This is a genomic window from Mesorhizobium sp. M2E.F.Ca.ET.219.01.1.1 (assembly GCF_004016445.2).
In the GTDB taxonomy this organism is placed as follows: Bacteria; Pseudomonadota; Alphaproteobacteria; order Rhizobiales; family Rhizobiaceae; genus Mesorhizobium.
In genome coordinates, this window is sequence record NZ_SADT02000002.1 from 834,043 (window position 1) to 846,613 (window position 12,571).

Here is a 12,571-nt window from a genome sequence, read left to right on the forward strand (position 1 = left end):
CGTCCGGCGATCTCCTGCGCGGGGATCGCCCGCTATTGGAGTCTGTTCAACCATGGCTGTCGAAAAGACCGCTCCCGCGATCGAGCTGATCAATGTCAGCCGCCGCTTCCTTTCCCCCACAGGCAAATCGCTGACGGCGATCCGCGATTTCACCATGACGGTCGAACGCGGCGAGTTCGTCGCCGTCGTCGGCCCGACCGGCTGCGGCAAGTCGACGACGCTGAACCTCGTCACCGGGCTCGCCAGTCCGAGCGCCGGCGAGGTCCGCGTCATGGGCGCCCCGGTCAAGGGCATCGACCCGCGCATCGGCTTCGTGTTCCAGACCGATGCTCTGTTTCCCTGGCGCACGGTGATCGAGAATGTCATGGCCGGGCCGCTGTTTCGCGGCAAGCCCAAGGCGCAGGCCCAGGCTTCCGCCCGCGACTGGCTGGCCCGCGTCGGCCTGGCGCGCTTCGAACAGCACTATCCGCACCAGCTCTCCGGCGGCATGCGCAAGCGCGTGGCGCTGGCCCAGACCTTCATCAACGGCCCGGAGATCCTCTTGATGGACGAACCGTTCTCGGCGCTCGACGTGCAGACGCGTGTGCTTATGCATGAAGAACTGTTGCGCCTCTGGTCCGACGCCAAGGCTTCCGTCGTCTTCGTCACTCATGACCTAGAGGAAGCCATCGCGCTGGCCGACAAGGTCTATGTGCTCACCGCCGGGCCGGCGACGGTAAAATCCGTCTACACGATCGATCTGCCGCGCCCACGCGTCGTCGCCGACATCCGCTACGAGCAGCGCTTCATCGACTATTCCCGCACCATCTGGGCCGATCTCAAGGAAGAGGTCGAGACCAGCTACGCCCGCGCGGCGGCGTGAGGAGAACCGACATGACAGACGCCACCGTCAACATCCCGACCGCCGCCTTCAGGCCCGGAACCTCGGATGCCGAGATCGAGGCCGCCGCCGCCAAGGCAGCAGCGCATCGCCGCCACACCGTCACGTTCTGGCGGCTGGGCATCCTGGTCGTCTTCCTCGCCCTGTGGGAAATTGCCGGCCGCATGGCCTGGATCGACCCCTTCTTCTACGCCATGCCGAGCACGATCGCCGGCCGGCTCTATGAGTGGATCACGGAGGGCACGTCGGAAGGCCCGCTGTGGTACCACCTCTATGTCACCATGGAAGAGTCGGTGCTGGGCTTCGTCACCGGTTCGGTCGCCGGCATCATCATCGGCGTCGCGCTCGGCCGCAACCGTATGGCCGCCGACATCTTCTCCATCTACATCAAGGTGATCAACTCGATCCCGCGCGTGGTGCTGGCGCCGATCTTCATCATGATCCTCGGCCTCGGCCTTGCCTCCAAGGTGGCGCTGGCCTTCGTCATGGTGTTCTTCGTCGTCTTCCACAACGCCTTCCAAGGCGTGCGCGAAGCCGACCGCGCCATGATCGCCAATGCCCGCATCCTCGGCGCCTCCGACTGGCAGCTGACCCGTTCGGTGATCGTGCCGTCGGCGATGAGCTGGATCTTCGCCAGCCTGCATGTCAGCTTCGGCTTCGCCATCATCGGCGCCATCGTCGGCGAGTTCGTCGGCTCGCGCTACGGCATCGGCCTCCTGATCAACATCGCCAAGGGCTCGTTTGACGCGGCCGGCATGTATGCCGCGATCGTCATCGTCATGGTGGTGGCCCTGGCCGCCGAGTACCTGATGACGATGGTCGAGAGCCGGCTGGCAAAGTGGCGTCCTCAGCCGCTGCATGAGACGCAGTGAACCGCCTTAGAGCGGTTCAGCGTTTCACGGAATCGCCGAACCACTCTAAGCCTTTGTTTTGCGCAATTCCGGACGGAAAACCGCTACGCACTTTTCCTGGAATTGCTCTAGTTGCCTGCCAGCGGCAGCCGCACCTCGACCTTGAGCCCGCCAGCGGCGGCGTCGCCGAGCGTGACGCTGCCGCCGGCATTCTCGACCACCTCGTGGACGATGGCGAGCCCGAGCCCGCTGCCTTCCTCCGCCGAACCGGCTATGCGGTAGAAGCGTTCGAAGACGTGCTCCCGCTCTTCCACGGGAATGCCTGGTCCGGCATCCGACACGGTCAGCAGCGCCTCGCCGCCACTGGCGGCGAGCTTCACAGTAACGCTGCCGCCGGCCGGTGTGTAACGCAACGCGTTGTCGACAAGATTGACGATCATTTCCCGCAACATCGTCCCGTCGCCGATGACCGGCACGGGGCCGGTCTCCTCGAGGCCGAGGTCGATGTTGCGTTCGATCGCCTTCGGCGCATGTGCCTCCAGAACCTGGCGGGCAGCCTCGGTGAGGTCGATGCGATCGGCACGTGGCCGCCGGCCGCCGGGTTCGGCGCGCGAGAGCGTTAGCAACTGCTCGGCCAGTCGCGCCAGTTTGCCCGAGCTTGCCTGCAAGGCCACAAGCGCTTCCCGCCGTCGATCCGCGGCGCTTTCGCGCAACGCATAGCTCGCCTGTGTCGACAGCAGCGCCAGCGGCGTGCGCAACTGGTGCGCGGCATTGGCGATGAAGCGGCGCTGCGCCGCCATCTGCGCCCGCACGCGCGCCATGTAAGCATTGAGCGCCTCGATCAGCGGCCTGATCTCGCTCTGCGCGCCTGTCACCTCGATCGGGTCGAGGTCGCTGCGGCCCGGCGAGCGAACCGCATCGCGAAGGCGGATCAGCGGCGCCAGCCCGCGGCGCAAGCCAAGCAGCACGAAAACGCCGGCGATCGCCACCAGTGCCAGCTGCTGGCCAAAGGCGCTCAACCATAGACGCCTCACCATCGCATCGTGACCGCCGAGCGTCACACCGACCGTGACCGTGATCGGCGAATCCGACCCGGCGCCGATGACCGTATGACTGAGCGTCGCCAGCCGCAGACGATGATCGCGAAAACCAGTCTCGATACTGCCGCGCCGTGTCGCCTTCGGCAGGTCGGGATAGCCGGTGAGCAGGCGTCCGCCGGCGGTTTCGACATGGTAGTAGACACTGTCGCGATCGCCGGTATCGAACATTTCGATCGCCGCCGGCGGAATGGTGGCGTCGAGCACGCCGTCTTTCACAGCGACTTGCTCGGCGATGGCTCGCGCCGATGCCATCAGCATCCGGTCGGTGACCAGATCGGCAGTCGCGCGCGCATTGCCATGGCTGGTCCATAGATTGATGGCGGCGAGCCCGGCCAGCGGCAGCACCACCCAGGCGAGCAATTGGATCCGAAGACTGCCGATCCGAAGGCTACCGATCCGAAGACGGCCGATTCTCATGGCGCCGGATCGTCTTGGCGCAAGAGGTAGCCGAGGCCACGCAAGGTGGCGATCTGGACGCGCGATCCCTCGAGCTTCTTGCGCAGGCGATGCACATAGATCTCGATGGCGCTGGGGTCGGCGTCGGTGTCGAAGTCGTAGATCGCCGCCGAGAGCGCCGCCTTGCTCACCGTGCGGCCGGCCTTGACGACGAGCTGTTCCAGCACCGCATGCTCACGCGGCGTCAGCGACAGCGTCGTGCCGGCAAGCGAGAACAGGCGTGTGTTGGTGTCGAAGACGAGGTCGCCGCAGGAAATAACCGGCGCGGTGCGGTCATTGGCGCGGCGCAGCTGCACGCGGATGCGCGCTTCCAGCTCCTCGATCTGGAAGGGTTTTGCCAGATAGTCGTCGGCGCCTTCGTTGAGCCCCTTGACCCGGCCGTCGAGGCTGGCATTGGCGGTGAGCACGATCACGGGCACCGGGTTGCCGCGCGCCCGCAGCCTTTTCAGCACCTCCATGCCGCCCATGCGGGGCAGGGCGAGGTCGAGGATGATCAAGGCGTGGTCGCCGGCGGCCAAGGCATGCTCGACGTCCTCGCCGTCATGCACGACGTCGACGACATAGCTCGCCTGGCGCAGCGTCTTGCTCAGCCAATCGGCCAGTTCGCGATTGTCCTCGACAAGCAGCAGCCGCATCGTTCGTCGCTGTTTCCTCCCAACGGTGCCGGCCTTTGCCAAAGGCGGCGGGCGGCGTCCGAAATGGTCCTGGATGCCACCGATAGTATCGATCCGCCCGCAAGGCAAATGTGGTTTGCCGGCGGCCGCCAACCCGATCACGGCGCCCGCCGGGCCACTTGCCCGAGCATGCAAATGATGAAACCGAACCGTTCGGTTCAATTAATGTTGATGGTTCGTGCAACCAGCGTGAACGCCGGCAGGTCTGGCCAGGGTGGCGCCTCGACAATCGATCGCCGTAACCGATTTATATCAAACGATAAGGTTTCGGCCGCTTAGCCTTTCGCGCAATTTCAAGATCGAACCGAACGGTTCGGTTCACAACTTTTCGTGATTGGAATCGGCAGCAGGACAGACCCATTTCGGGGTGGTCCGAGCGACGCGAATTTCCATCAAGGCACGCCACCGACGGACATGACTTTGAAAATCCGGAGTACTTAGAATGACCAAGATTGCTCTTACCGCCGCTGCCCTCCTCGTCGCTACGAGCGGCGCTTTCGCCAGCAGCGACCATTACGGTTCCGACAACGTCAATCAGCCGGCCGTGACCGCTCCCGCGGGCAAGGTCGACAACAGCATCACCGGCTCGATCCGCAAGCTCGACAAGTTCGAACAGCGCGACCTCCACATCAAGCCTGATCAGAACCAGCCGCAGTCGGGCCAGGGCATCTGGGGCCGCTAAGCGGCTCGGATCCCAATCGACCGCAGCCTCAATTCTGAAATCTGGAGCAACTCAAATGACCAAGATCGCTCTTACCGCCGCCGTCCTTCTCGTTGCCGCCGGCGCCGCTTTCGCCGGCTCGGACAATTACGGTTCGGCCAATGCCAACCAGCCGGCCGCTTCGGTCGACACCTCGTTCACCGCTGCGGTCAAGAAGTCGGATGCGGATGTCCAGAAGCCCCTGACCCAGGGCGCGGACCGCGACCTCTTCGGCAGCCATTGATCGGTTCCGATCCTCGATAGACCTCAAAGCGGCGGGCTTGTCCCGCCGCTCTGTTTTGTGGGGCGGCTATCCGTCGGCTCGGGCTTTTCCGTGCGCCCGATCAGGCAATTTTGCGAGAGCCCGATCGGGGTAAGCGGTCGCGGAAGCCGAAATATTGATTGGGAATAAATCCGGGCTGTTCCGGGTCTTGTCGGCAGCGGGGCCATCCTCCCAAGGCGCCGCCGATGAAACGACAGGACAAGGAACATTGAGATGACCAGGACCGCATTCGTCGCGGCTGCCATGCTCGCCGCTGCCATGGGCAGCGCCTCTGCCGGCAGCGACCATTACGGCGCCGACGGCGCCAACCAGCCGGCCGCCGGCGCCGATCACATGATGACCAGCTCGATCCGCGAGGGCGGCACGGCGCATCACCAGGCTTCGGTAACGGCCGCAACCAGCCCGACCGTCACCGACATCATTGCCCGGCATAACGACGACGGCCTGTGGGGCCGCTGACGCCGCTTCGATCCCCCAAAAACCTCCACCCCTTTAACGACAGGAACTTTTGCAATGACCAGGATCGTCCTCACCACCGCAGCCATGCTTCTCGCCGTGGGTTCTGCCTTCGCCGGCAGCGACCATTATGGCGCGGACAACGTCAACCAGCCGACCGCCGGCGTCGACCGCGGGCTCACCGCCTCGGTACGCAAGCACGAGCCCGCCAAGCCAGCCAATGTCGACACCTCGATGACCACCGGAGCGGCGCCGTCACAGGCCTGGCCCGATCCGGGCCAGGGCATCTGGGGCAATTGAGGTTTCACGTCTCAGGATTTGCTAAAGGCGGCGGGCTTGCTCCGCCGCCTTTGTTTGCGGCGGGAGATCGGCAGCTTCGGGGTCTACTCTAAATCCCTCGGCCTGACGAAATGCGTCAGCCGCGCGCCGCCGAAATCCAGATTCGCCCAGTCGCCCTTTGCTGTGAACTGCGCAAGTGCCGCCGTCGGAAACTTCGCTTCGATCTTCTTGAAAACGCTCTCATCCGACCCGGCGCCGGCCAGCCGCAACACAAACTGCTGCAGGCCGGGATTGTGGCCGATCACCACCAGATTCGTCGCCTTGACCTGCCGCACGCGCGCCAGGATGGTGGCAGGCGCTGCCTCGTAGAGCTCTTCCGCGAATTCCGCCTGCACATGCTTCGGCAGTTCCTGGGCGACCAGCCGCCAGGTATCGCGGGTGCGCAGCGCCGGCGAGACCAGCGCGAGCTCTGGCACCCAGCCGCGCCGCGAAAGCTCGCGCCCGATCAGCGGCGCCGTCTTCAACCCGCGCGGGGCGAGCGGCCGGTCGAAATCGTCAAGCTTGGGATCGTCCCAGCTCGACTTGGCGTGGCGCAGGATTAGCAGTTGTCTCACGGGCATCGATCAGGACCAGGGAATCTCGGCGTTGAAATCCTTGCCATGCCTACCACCGTATCGCGCGCCCGTCTCGACGTCGAAGGCTGCAGTCAGCGCACCAAAGACGAAGATGCCTACGCGTTGCTCGCCTCTATCCCATTTGACGGCGATGTCGGCCTCGGTGATCGACCAGGCTCCTGAACGAATATGGATTATGCCGATGATCGGCCCGGCCGCTTCGCCCTTGGCCTCGCATAGGTAAAAATAAGCTGTAGCGCTCTGCGGGCCGTCGGTCTCTTCATACTCGAAGACGCCGGCGAAATCGCCTTTGGTACGGACCGCGCTTTGGAAGATCTCCAAGGGCCACAGATCCTGACAGGTTCAAACTACGGCGTGATCCGCGCCAGCTGTTCGAGGTCCGTCTCCTCGCGCAGCGGATCCGGCGCCATCACCACCGAGCTGGCGTTGTCGGCGTCGTCGGCGAAATGCGCAAGCACCGTGTGGCCCTTTTCCATGCTCGCCTTGCCTTCGGCGACGAGGCCGAGCGCCAGCGGATAGAGCCGATGCTCGGCCTTCAGCACGCGCGCGGCTAGCGTGTCCTCGTTGTCGCCGATCATCACCGGCACGGCGGCCTGGGCGATGATCGGGCCATCATCCATCTCCGGCGTGACGAAATGCACCGAGCAGCCATGGATGCGCACGCCGGCGCGGATCGCGCGCGCATGCGTGTCCAGACCCTTGAAGGCGGGCAGCAGGGCAGGGTGGATGTTGACCATTCGCCCCTGCCACTTCTCGACGAGGCCACGGCCGAGGATGCGCATATAGCCGGCGAGCGCCACGATCTCGGCGCCGAAGCCGGTGAGCGCGGCGTCGATCGCGACGTCATAGGCGTCCTTGCTCGGATGGTCGGCGCGCTGGATCACCTTGGTGGCGATGCCGCGCGACTGGGCGATGCCGAGACCGGCGGCGTTCACACGGTCGGAGATGACGCCGACGATTTCCGCCGGAAAGCTGGGATCGGCGGCGGCCGCGATCAGTGCCGTCATGTTGGAGCCGCGCCCCGAGATCAGGACGACCGTGCGTTTCCTGCTCATACGCCGATCAAGCCCCGATAGATGACGCCGGCGTCGCGGCGCGGCACGATGCGCCCGATCGGCGTCACGGTCTCGCCGGCCTCCTGCAGCACCGCCGCCACCTGCGCCGCCTGGCCGGAAGCGACGGCGAGGATCATGCCGATGCCGCAATTGAAGGTGCGCATCATTTCTTCCGGCGCGACGCCGCCGGCCTTTGCCAGCCACGAGAACACCGGCGGCACGTCGATCGCCTCCAGGTCGAGCTCGGCCGAGAAATCCTTCGGCAGCACGCGCGGAATGTTTTCCGGGAAACCGCCGCCGGTGATGTGGGCCAGCGCCTTGATGCCATGCGTGTTGCGGATCGCCTTCAGGATCGACTTCACATAGATGCGCGTCGGTTCGAGCAGCGCCTCGGCAAGGCTGAGCTCGTCGTTGAACGGCGCCGGATCGCTCCAGGCAAGGCCGCTCGCGGCAACGATGCGGCGCACCAGCGAAAAGCCGTTGGAGTGCAGGCCCGACGAGGAAAGGCCAAGCAGCACGTCGCCCTCAACGATGTCGTCGGTCGGCAGCAACTGGCCGCGCTCGGCCGCGCCCACGGCAAAGCCGGCAAGGTCGTAATCCTTGTCATGATACATGCCGGGCATTTCTGCCGTCTCGCCGCCGATCAGCGCGCAGCCGGCCTGCCGGCAGCCCTCGGCGATGCCGCCGACGATAGAGGCGCCCTGGTCCGGGTCGAGCTTGCCGGTGGCGAAATAGTCGAGGAAGAACAGCGGCTCGGCGCCCTGCACGACGATGTCGTTGACGCACATGGCGACGAGGTCGATGCCGATCGTGTCGTGCTTGCCGGAATCGATGGCGATCTTGAGCTTTGTGCCGACGCCGTCATTGGCCGCGACCAGCACAGGATCGGTGAAGCCGGCCGCCTTGAGGTCGAACAGCCCGCCGAACCCGCCGATCTCGCCATCGGCCCCCGGCCGGCGCGTCGCGCGCACCAGCGGCTTGATCTTCTCGACCATCAGATTGCCGGCGTCGATGTCGACGCCCGCCTCGGCATAGGTGAGCCCGTTCCTGCGCTTGGCCTTGTCGCCCTTGCTCATCGTCGGCTCGTCCCTGTTTCCATTGCGGGCTCTTCGCATGAATGGTTTCGGGGAGCAAGGATGACGCGCGGGTGAGGGAGTTTGTTCCTGAGGAAAGTGCCGGCGGACGAGGTGATTGGCAGCTTCGCCGCCCCGCTACTTGCGCCCACCCTCCATCTCCCTCATCTTTTTCCCAACAAAAGACACGACGGGACATCACGTGACCCTTCCCAACATGATCACGATCATGCGGCTGCTGCTCGTGCCCGCCGTGGTGCTGGCCATGCTGCAGTCGCTTTGGGGTTGGGCCTTCGCCGGGTTCCTCGTCGCAGGCATTTCCGACGGTGTCGACGGCTTCATCGCGCGCCGCTGGAACCAGTCGTCCCGCCTCGGCGCCTATCTCGATCCGGTCGCCGACAAGCTTCTGCTGGTCTCGGCCTTCGTCGTCATGGGCTTTGCCGGCGAATTGCCGCTCTGGCTGGTGGTCACCATGGTCTCGCGTGACGGGCTCATCGTCTGCGCCGTCCTCCTGTCCAGCGTGATGAGCAATCCGGTCGAGGTGAAGCCGCTCTTCGTTTCGAAGGCCAACACCGCCGCGCAGATCGTGCTGGCGGCGCTTGTGCTGGGCGAGCTGGCCCTCGCCGCGCATTTGGGCTCGCTGCGGACGGCGCTCATATTGCTGACCGGGGTCTTGACCGTGGCTTCGGCCGCGGCCTATCTCGTGGCTTGGCTGAGGCATATGAGCGGCTATGGCGAAGGCTCCCGGACGAGCAACTCCCAGAACGGCGACACCAAGTCGGGCATCGGCAAATCGGGCGGCTCCGGCACCGACGCCTGACTACGATGGCGCGGTGATCGCCGCTGACGACAGCTCCGGCGGGCTTCGTCGCCAGGTCTTCTTCTGGCTGGCAACGGCCGTCCTGCTGGCGCTGTTCCTCTATGTCTTCTCGGGCATCCTCCTGCCTTTCGTCGCCGGCATGGTGCTCGCCTATTTCCTCGATCCGGTCGCCGACTGGCTGCAGCGGCTCGGCCTCTCGCGCCTGATGGCGACGGTGGTGATCCTGATCGCCTTCATCGTCGTCGTGGTGCTGGCCTTGGTCATCCTGGTGCCGGTGCTGGCCACCCAGATGGCCGATTTCGCCCGCAAGCTGCCGGAATACCTCACACGACTGCAGTCGCTGATCACCAGCTTCGACCCGAAATGGCTGGAGCAACGTTTTGGCGTCAACGCTGCCGGCCTGCGCGACGGGCTGAACTCGCTCCTGACCTCGGGCTTCAGCCTGCTCACCACCGTCTTCACCTCGATCTGGAGCTCCGGCGTGGCGCTGGTCTCGGTGGTGAGCCTGTTCGTCGTCACCCCGGTCGTCGCCTTCTACATGCTGCTCGACTGGGACCGCATGGTGGCCGAGGTCGACGGCTGGGTGCCACGCGACCATGTCGAGACGGTGCGCGCGCTTGCCCGCGACATCAACACCGCCACCGCCGGCTTCGTGCGTGGCCAGGGCACGCTCTGCCTGGTGCTCGGCGCCATGTATGCCACCGGGCTGACGCTCACCGGCTTGAACTTCGCCATCCTGATCGGCTTCTTCGCAGGGTTGATCTCCTTCATCCCCTATGTCGGCTCGCTGACCGGGCTGGTGCTCGCCGTCGGCGTCGCCTTCGTCCAGTTCTGGCCGGACTGGCAGATGATCGTTGCGGTGGCCTGCGTGTTCTTTGTCGGCCAGCTCATCGAGGGCAATATCCTGCAGCCCCGGCTGGTCGGCAAGAGCGTCGGCCTGCACCCGGTGTGGCTGATGTTCGCGCTGTTCGCCTTCGGCGCGCTGTTCGGCTTCGTCGGCCTTCTGATTGCCGTGCCGGCGTCGGCGGCGATTGCCGTCCTGGTGCGCTTCGCCATCGCCCGCTACCTCGAATCGCCGCTCTACAAGGGTCACGCTGCCCAGCCCGTGCCGCCCTTGCCGGCCGATCGCGGCGGCGGCCACCGCTCGACGCGGGGCTGAAATGGCTGCTCAGTCAGCAGATACGCCGCGCCAGCTGCCGCTCGATCTCGGCCATGGCACCGGCTATTCGCGAGACGAGCTCGTCGTCTCGGGCACCAACGCGCAAGCCGCATCGCTGATCGACCGCTGGCCGGATTGGCCGTCGCCAGTGGTCGTGCTGGCCGGGCCGCCCGGGTCGGGCAAGACGCATCTCGCCCGGATATGGCAGGAGCGGGCGCATGCGCTCGCCATCGATCCAGGCCGGATTGACGAGCACATTGCCGGCCTGGGCGTCAGGCCGGTGCTCATCGACGATATCGACAAGGCGGCGATCGATGAGCAGGGCCTGTTCCACCTGATCAACGAAGTGCGCGGCGCGGGCTCGACGCTGCTGCTCACGGCGCGGCGTTTCCCCTCGGCATGGCGCGTCGCGCTGCCCGACCTCGTCTCGCGGCTGAAGGCGGCGGCGACGATCGAGATCCACGAGCCCGACGATCTGTTGCTTGCCGGCGTCGTCACAAAGCTGTTCGCCGACCGCCAGGTCGAGGTCGAGCCGCATGTGGTGCAATATCTGGTGCGCCGCATCGAGCGTTCGCTCGGCACCGCCATGCGCGTCGTCGAGCGCCTCGACCGCGCCGCGCTTGAGCGCAAGACGCCGATCACCCGGGCGCTCGCGGCCGAGACGGTCAGCGCCATGGACGAAGGGCAGGGCGAGTTCGATATCTAGGGCCGTCACGCCCACAGCCGAGCCAGATGCCGGGCCAAAAGATACACGCCCGTATGCGCCGCAACGTAACAGGCGGCGACAAGGACGAAGACCATCAGGCCGGCGGACCGCGACCGGGCGACGCCGTTCTGCCACTTGCTCGGCCGGTTGTTCCAGACCCACAGGGCGGCGCACAGAATTGCCCAGACGACCATGACCGGAACCGCAAAGCCGTAATAGGCCAGGTAGGCTGGGCCGATCAGTGACAGCAGCGCCTCGAGAACAGGCATCGACGATCCCCTTTGTCGGAAGTCTAGACCTGCGAGAAATCGGGAAGCGAGGGATTATTTGGGCCTCGCCAGGCGTTCACGTGATGAGATGCGGAACCTGCATCGTAGCCGTCCCATTCCGGAACAGTCTTTCCGGCATCGATCTTGCAACGCCGACAATGCCGGTTGATCCCGGCCCCGGTCGCGTTCCAGATCGGGTTGTAGGCTCGCCGGGCTCGAGGGTGTTGGGGTTCTCGCCCGGCGGGTTTACCGTTCCAGCGGCCGAATGGGCTAGATCTGCTTTCCCTTCAGCCTATCCCGCAGCCGGCGCAACTGCCGCCGCCACCATGGCTTCGGCTTGCGCGGGACAAGGACCATCCTGCCGTCGATGACGGCGTCATCCACCCAGTCATGCACCTGCATGCGCCAATTAACCCCGACGCGGGCGAGGAGCGGCAACGGATCCTCGCCGGTGATCCGCGCCAGTTCCGGATCCTTAAGCGCAGGGCGGAAATCGAAACCCTGGGCGATGAGGGCTCGCAGGAACACGATCTGGCGCCGCATGCGGTGGAAGTCGGTTCCCTGGCCGTCGACCATGGTGCGGGCGCCGATCCACTGGTGCAGCCGTTCGCCGGACAGCGTCTCGCCCGGCGGGCGAAAGGAGACCTGCCGGCGCCCGTCCTCCAGGCGGCTGGTCGGCGTCAGCGGATACCAGAAATCGAGCGGATCGCGGATCGGCACCCGGACACTGGCGCCGGCAAGCGCGGCTTCGGTCGCGCCGCGCCTGAGGCAGACCGCGCTTTGCGCGGCAAATCCCAATTGCGCGAGCGCATCGAGCAGCAGCCTGCCGCCGCCGATGGCGAAGGCAGCATTGATACGGTCGTTGATGAGGGGAGACCACAAGTCGCGCGGCACCCATGTCAGCCGCCGCCTGGAAACATCCGCAACGACGATGATGTCGGTGTTGGCGTCCCAATTGTCCCTGTCGAGGATCGCTACAACCGCGGCTGCCAAGGTGAAGAGCCCTTCTGGTCAGGCCCCTGTGCCGCGAGACCGGCACGGCAATTTTCCGGGGAAAAGCGATGGTCGGAGTGGCGTGATTCGAACACGCGACCCCCTGATCCCAAATCAGGTGCGCTACCAGGCTGCGCTACACTCCGACGTCCCGCGGCGTATAGGGGGCGCACGCCCGGAAG

At 65.5% G+C, this 12,571-nt stretch carries 17 protein-coding genes and 1 tRNA gene; 9 read left to right on the forward strand and 9 right to left on the reverse strand.

Annotated features, from left to right (window positions below):
• Positions 1-52: 52 nt before the first annotated feature.
• Positions 53-862 carry an ABC transporter ATP-binding protein gene (locus tag EN862_RS14475; protein WP_127864998.1) on the forward strand — a complete coding sequence of 270 codons (810 nt, stop codon included), beginning with the start codon at positions 53-55 and terminating at the stop codon, positions 860-862.
• 11 nt (positions 863-873) lie between these two features.
• Positions 874-1,752 carry an ABC transporter permease gene (locus tag EN862_RS14480; RefSeq protein WP_127864999.1) on the forward strand — a complete coding sequence of 293 codons (879 nt, stop codon included), beginning with the start codon at positions 874-876 and terminating at the stop codon, positions 1,750-1,752.
• A 107-nt stretch (positions 1,753-1,859) separates the two neighbouring features.
• Here EN862_RS14480 and EN862_RS14485 read toward each other — a convergent pair whose 3' ends face one another.
• Together EN862_RS14485 and EN862_RS14490 are read right to left on the reverse strand one after the other, a co-directional pair.
• Positions 1,860-3,248 (reverse strand): sensor histidine kinase, encoded by a 1,389-nt coding sequence (locus EN862_RS14485; protein ID WP_127865000.1) that lies wholly within the window; start codon positions 3,246-3,248, stop codon positions 1,860-1,862.
• Positions 3,245-3,922, reverse strand: a complete 678-nt coding sequence (locus tag EN862_RS14490) for a response regulator (protein ID WP_127865001.1) — start codon at positions 3,920-3,922, stop codon at positions 3,245-3,247. The genes EN862_RS14485 and EN862_RS14490 overlap by 4 nt, the downstream gene beginning before the upstream one ends.
• A gap of 481 nt (positions 3,923-4,403) precedes the next feature.
• Here EN862_RS14490 and EN862_RS14495 point away from each other — a divergent pair, with 481 nt between their 5' ends.
• The 4 genes from EN862_RS14495 to EN862_RS14510 all read left to right on the forward strand — a co-directional run bounded on the left by EN862_RS14495 (position 4,404) and on the right by EN862_RS14510 (position 5,700).
• On the forward strand, positions 4,404-4,643 hold the full coding sequence (locus tag EN862_RS14495) for a DUF680 domain-containing protein (protein ID WP_127865002.1): 240 nt from the start codon (positions 4,404-4,406) through the stop codon (positions 4,641-4,643).
• A 55-nt stretch (positions 4,644-4,698) separates the two neighbouring features.
• Positions 4,699-4,905, forward strand: a complete 207-nt coding sequence (locus tag EN862_RS14500; RefSeq protein ID WP_127865003.1) for a DUF680 domain-containing protein — start codon at positions 4,699-4,701, stop codon at positions 4,903-4,905.
• Positions 4,906-5,157: 252 nt separating this feature from the next.
• Positions 5,158-5,403 carry a DUF680 domain-containing protein gene (locus EN862_RS14505; RefSeq protein ID WP_127865004.1) on the forward strand — a complete coding sequence of 82 codons (246 nt, stop codon included), beginning with the start codon at positions 5,158-5,160 and terminating at the stop codon, positions 5,401-5,403.
• A gap of 54 nt (positions 5,404-5,457) precedes the next feature.
• On the forward strand, positions 5,458-5,700 hold the full coding sequence (locus EN862_RS14510; RefSeq protein ID WP_127865005.1) for a DUF680 domain-containing protein: 243 nt from the start codon (positions 5,458-5,460) through the stop codon (positions 5,698-5,700).
• Positions 5,701-5,783: 83 nt separating this feature from the next.
• Here EN862_RS14510 and EN862_RS14515 read toward each other — a convergent pair whose 3' ends face one another.
• From EN862_RS14515 to purM, 4 genes are read right to left on the reverse strand one after another with little or no spacing between them, the layout of a single operon-like run.
• On the reverse strand, positions 5,784-6,299 hold the full coding sequence (locus tag EN862_RS14515) for a histidine phosphatase family protein (protein ID WP_127865006.1): 516 nt from the start codon (positions 6,297-6,299) through the stop codon (positions 5,784-5,786).
• Between the two features lie 3 nt (positions 6,300-6,302).
• Positions 6,303-6,635 carry a hypothetical protein gene (locus EN862_RS14520; protein ID WP_127865007.1) on the reverse strand — a complete coding sequence of 111 codons (333 nt, stop codon included), beginning with the start codon at positions 6,633-6,635 and terminating at the stop codon, positions 6,303-6,305.
• A 26-nt stretch (positions 6,636-6,661) separates the two neighbouring features.
• Positions 6,662-7,369 carry a phosphoribosylglycinamide formyltransferase gene (purN, locus tag EN862_RS14525; protein WP_127865008.1) on the reverse strand — a complete coding sequence of 236 codons (708 nt, stop codon included), beginning with the start codon at positions 7,367-7,369 and terminating at the stop codon, positions 6,662-6,664.
• Complete coding sequence (purM, locus tag EN862_RS14530; RefSeq protein WP_127865009.1) at positions 7,366-8,445, reverse strand: phosphoribosylformylglycinamidine cyclo-ligase; 1,080 nt, start codon at positions 8,443-8,445, stop codon at positions 7,366-7,368. The genes purN and purM overlap by 4 nt, the downstream gene beginning before the upstream one ends.
• Before the next feature lie 199 nt (positions 8,446-8,644).
• Between purM and EN862_RS14535 the strand changes: the two genes are divergently transcribed.
• The 3 genes from EN862_RS14535 (at position 8,645) to hdaA (ending at position 11,127) form a co-directional block, all read left to right on the forward strand.
• Positions 8,645-9,262, forward strand: a complete 618-nt coding sequence (locus EN862_RS14535; protein WP_127865010.1) for a CDP-alcohol phosphatidyltransferase family protein — start codon at positions 8,645-8,647, stop codon at positions 9,260-9,262.
• A 67-nt stretch (positions 9,263-9,329) separates the two neighbouring features.
• A complete protein-coding gene (locus tag EN862_RS14540; protein ID WP_245519628.1) occupies positions 9,330-10,421 on the forward strand; it encodes an AI-2E family transporter in 1,092 nt (363 codons plus the stop codon).
• Position 10,422: 1 nt separating this feature from the next.
• Entirely contained in the window at positions 10,423-11,127 is a 705-nt protein-coding gene (hdaA, locus tag EN862_RS14545; protein WP_127865012.1) for a DnaA regulatory inactivator HdaA, read from the forward strand.
• A 5-nt stretch (positions 11,128-11,132) separates the two neighbouring features.
• Here the strand turns inward: hdaA and EN862_RS14550 are convergent, their stop codons facing one another.
• The 3 genes from EN862_RS14550 to EN862_RS14560 all read right to left on the reverse strand — a co-directional run bounded on the left by EN862_RS14550 (position 11,133) and on the right by EN862_RS14560 (position 12,535).
• Entirely contained in the window at positions 11,133-11,396 is a 264-nt protein-coding gene (locus tag EN862_RS14550; RefSeq protein WP_127865013.1) for a hypothetical protein, read from the reverse strand.
• A gap of 270 nt (positions 11,397-11,666) precedes the next feature.
• Positions 11,667-12,389, reverse strand: a complete 723-nt coding sequence (locus EN862_RS14555; protein WP_127865014.1) for a hypothetical protein — start codon at positions 12,387-12,389, stop codon at positions 11,667-11,669.
• Positions 12,390-12,458: 69 nt separating this feature from the next.
• Positions 12,459-12,535 (reverse strand) — tRNA-Pro (locus EN862_RS14560).
• Positions 12,536-12,571: the final 36 nt, after the last annotated feature.

Excerpts from the sequence above, each read along its gene's own strand:
- EN862_RS14490 (WP_127865001.1), bottom strand. The coding sequence starts at position 3,922 with ATGCGGCTGCTGCTTGTCGAGGACAATCGCGAACTGGCCGATTGGCTG.
- EN862_RS14480 (WP_127864999.1), top strand. The coding sequence starts at position 874 with ATGACAGACGCCACCGTCAACATCCCGACCGCCGCCTTCAGGCCCGGA.
- EN862_RS14550 (WP_127865013.1), bottom strand. The coding sequence starts at position 11,396 with ATGCCTGTTCTCGAGGCGCTGCTGTCACTGATCGGCCCAGCCTACCTG.
- purN (WP_127865008.1), bottom strand. The coding sequence starts at position 7,369 with ATGAGCAGGAAACGCACGGTCGTCCTGATCTCGGGGCGCGGCTCCAAC.
- EN862_RS14515 (WP_127865006.1), bottom strand. The coding sequence starts at position 6,299 with ATGCCCGTGAGACAACTGCTAATCCTGCGCCACGCCAAGTCGAGCTGG.
- purM (WP_127865009.1), bottom strand. The coding sequence starts at position 8,445 with ATGAGCAAGGGCGACAAGGCCAAGCGCAGGAACGGGCTCACCTATGCC.
- EN862_RS14495 (WP_127865002.1), top strand. The coding sequence starts at position 4,404 with ATGACCAAGATTGCTCTTACCGCCGCTGCCCTCCTCGTCGCTACGAGC.
- EN862_RS14510 (WP_127865005.1), top strand. The coding sequence starts at position 5,458 with ATGACCAGGATCGTCCTCACCACCGCAGCCATGCTTCTCGCCGTGGGT.
- EN862_RS14485 (WP_127865000.1), bottom strand. The coding sequence starts at position 3,248 with ATGAGAATCGGCCGTCTTCGGATCGGTAGCCTTCGGATCGGCAGTCTT.
- hdaA (WP_127865012.1), top strand. The coding sequence starts at position 10,423 with ATGGCTGCTCAGTCAGCAGATACGCCGCGCCAGCTGCCGCTCGATCTC.
- EN862_RS14475 (WP_127864998.1), top strand. The coding sequence starts at position 53 with ATGGCTGTCGAAAAGACCGCTCCCGCGATCGAGCTGATCAATGTCAGC.
- EN862_RS14500 (WP_127865003.1), top strand. The coding sequence starts at position 4,699 with ATGACCAAGATCGCTCTTACCGCCGCCGTCCTTCTCGTTGCCGCCGGC.
- EN862_RS14505 (WP_127865004.1), top strand. The coding sequence starts at position 5,158 with ATGACCAGGACCGCATTCGTCGCGGCTGCCATGCTCGCCGCTGCCATG.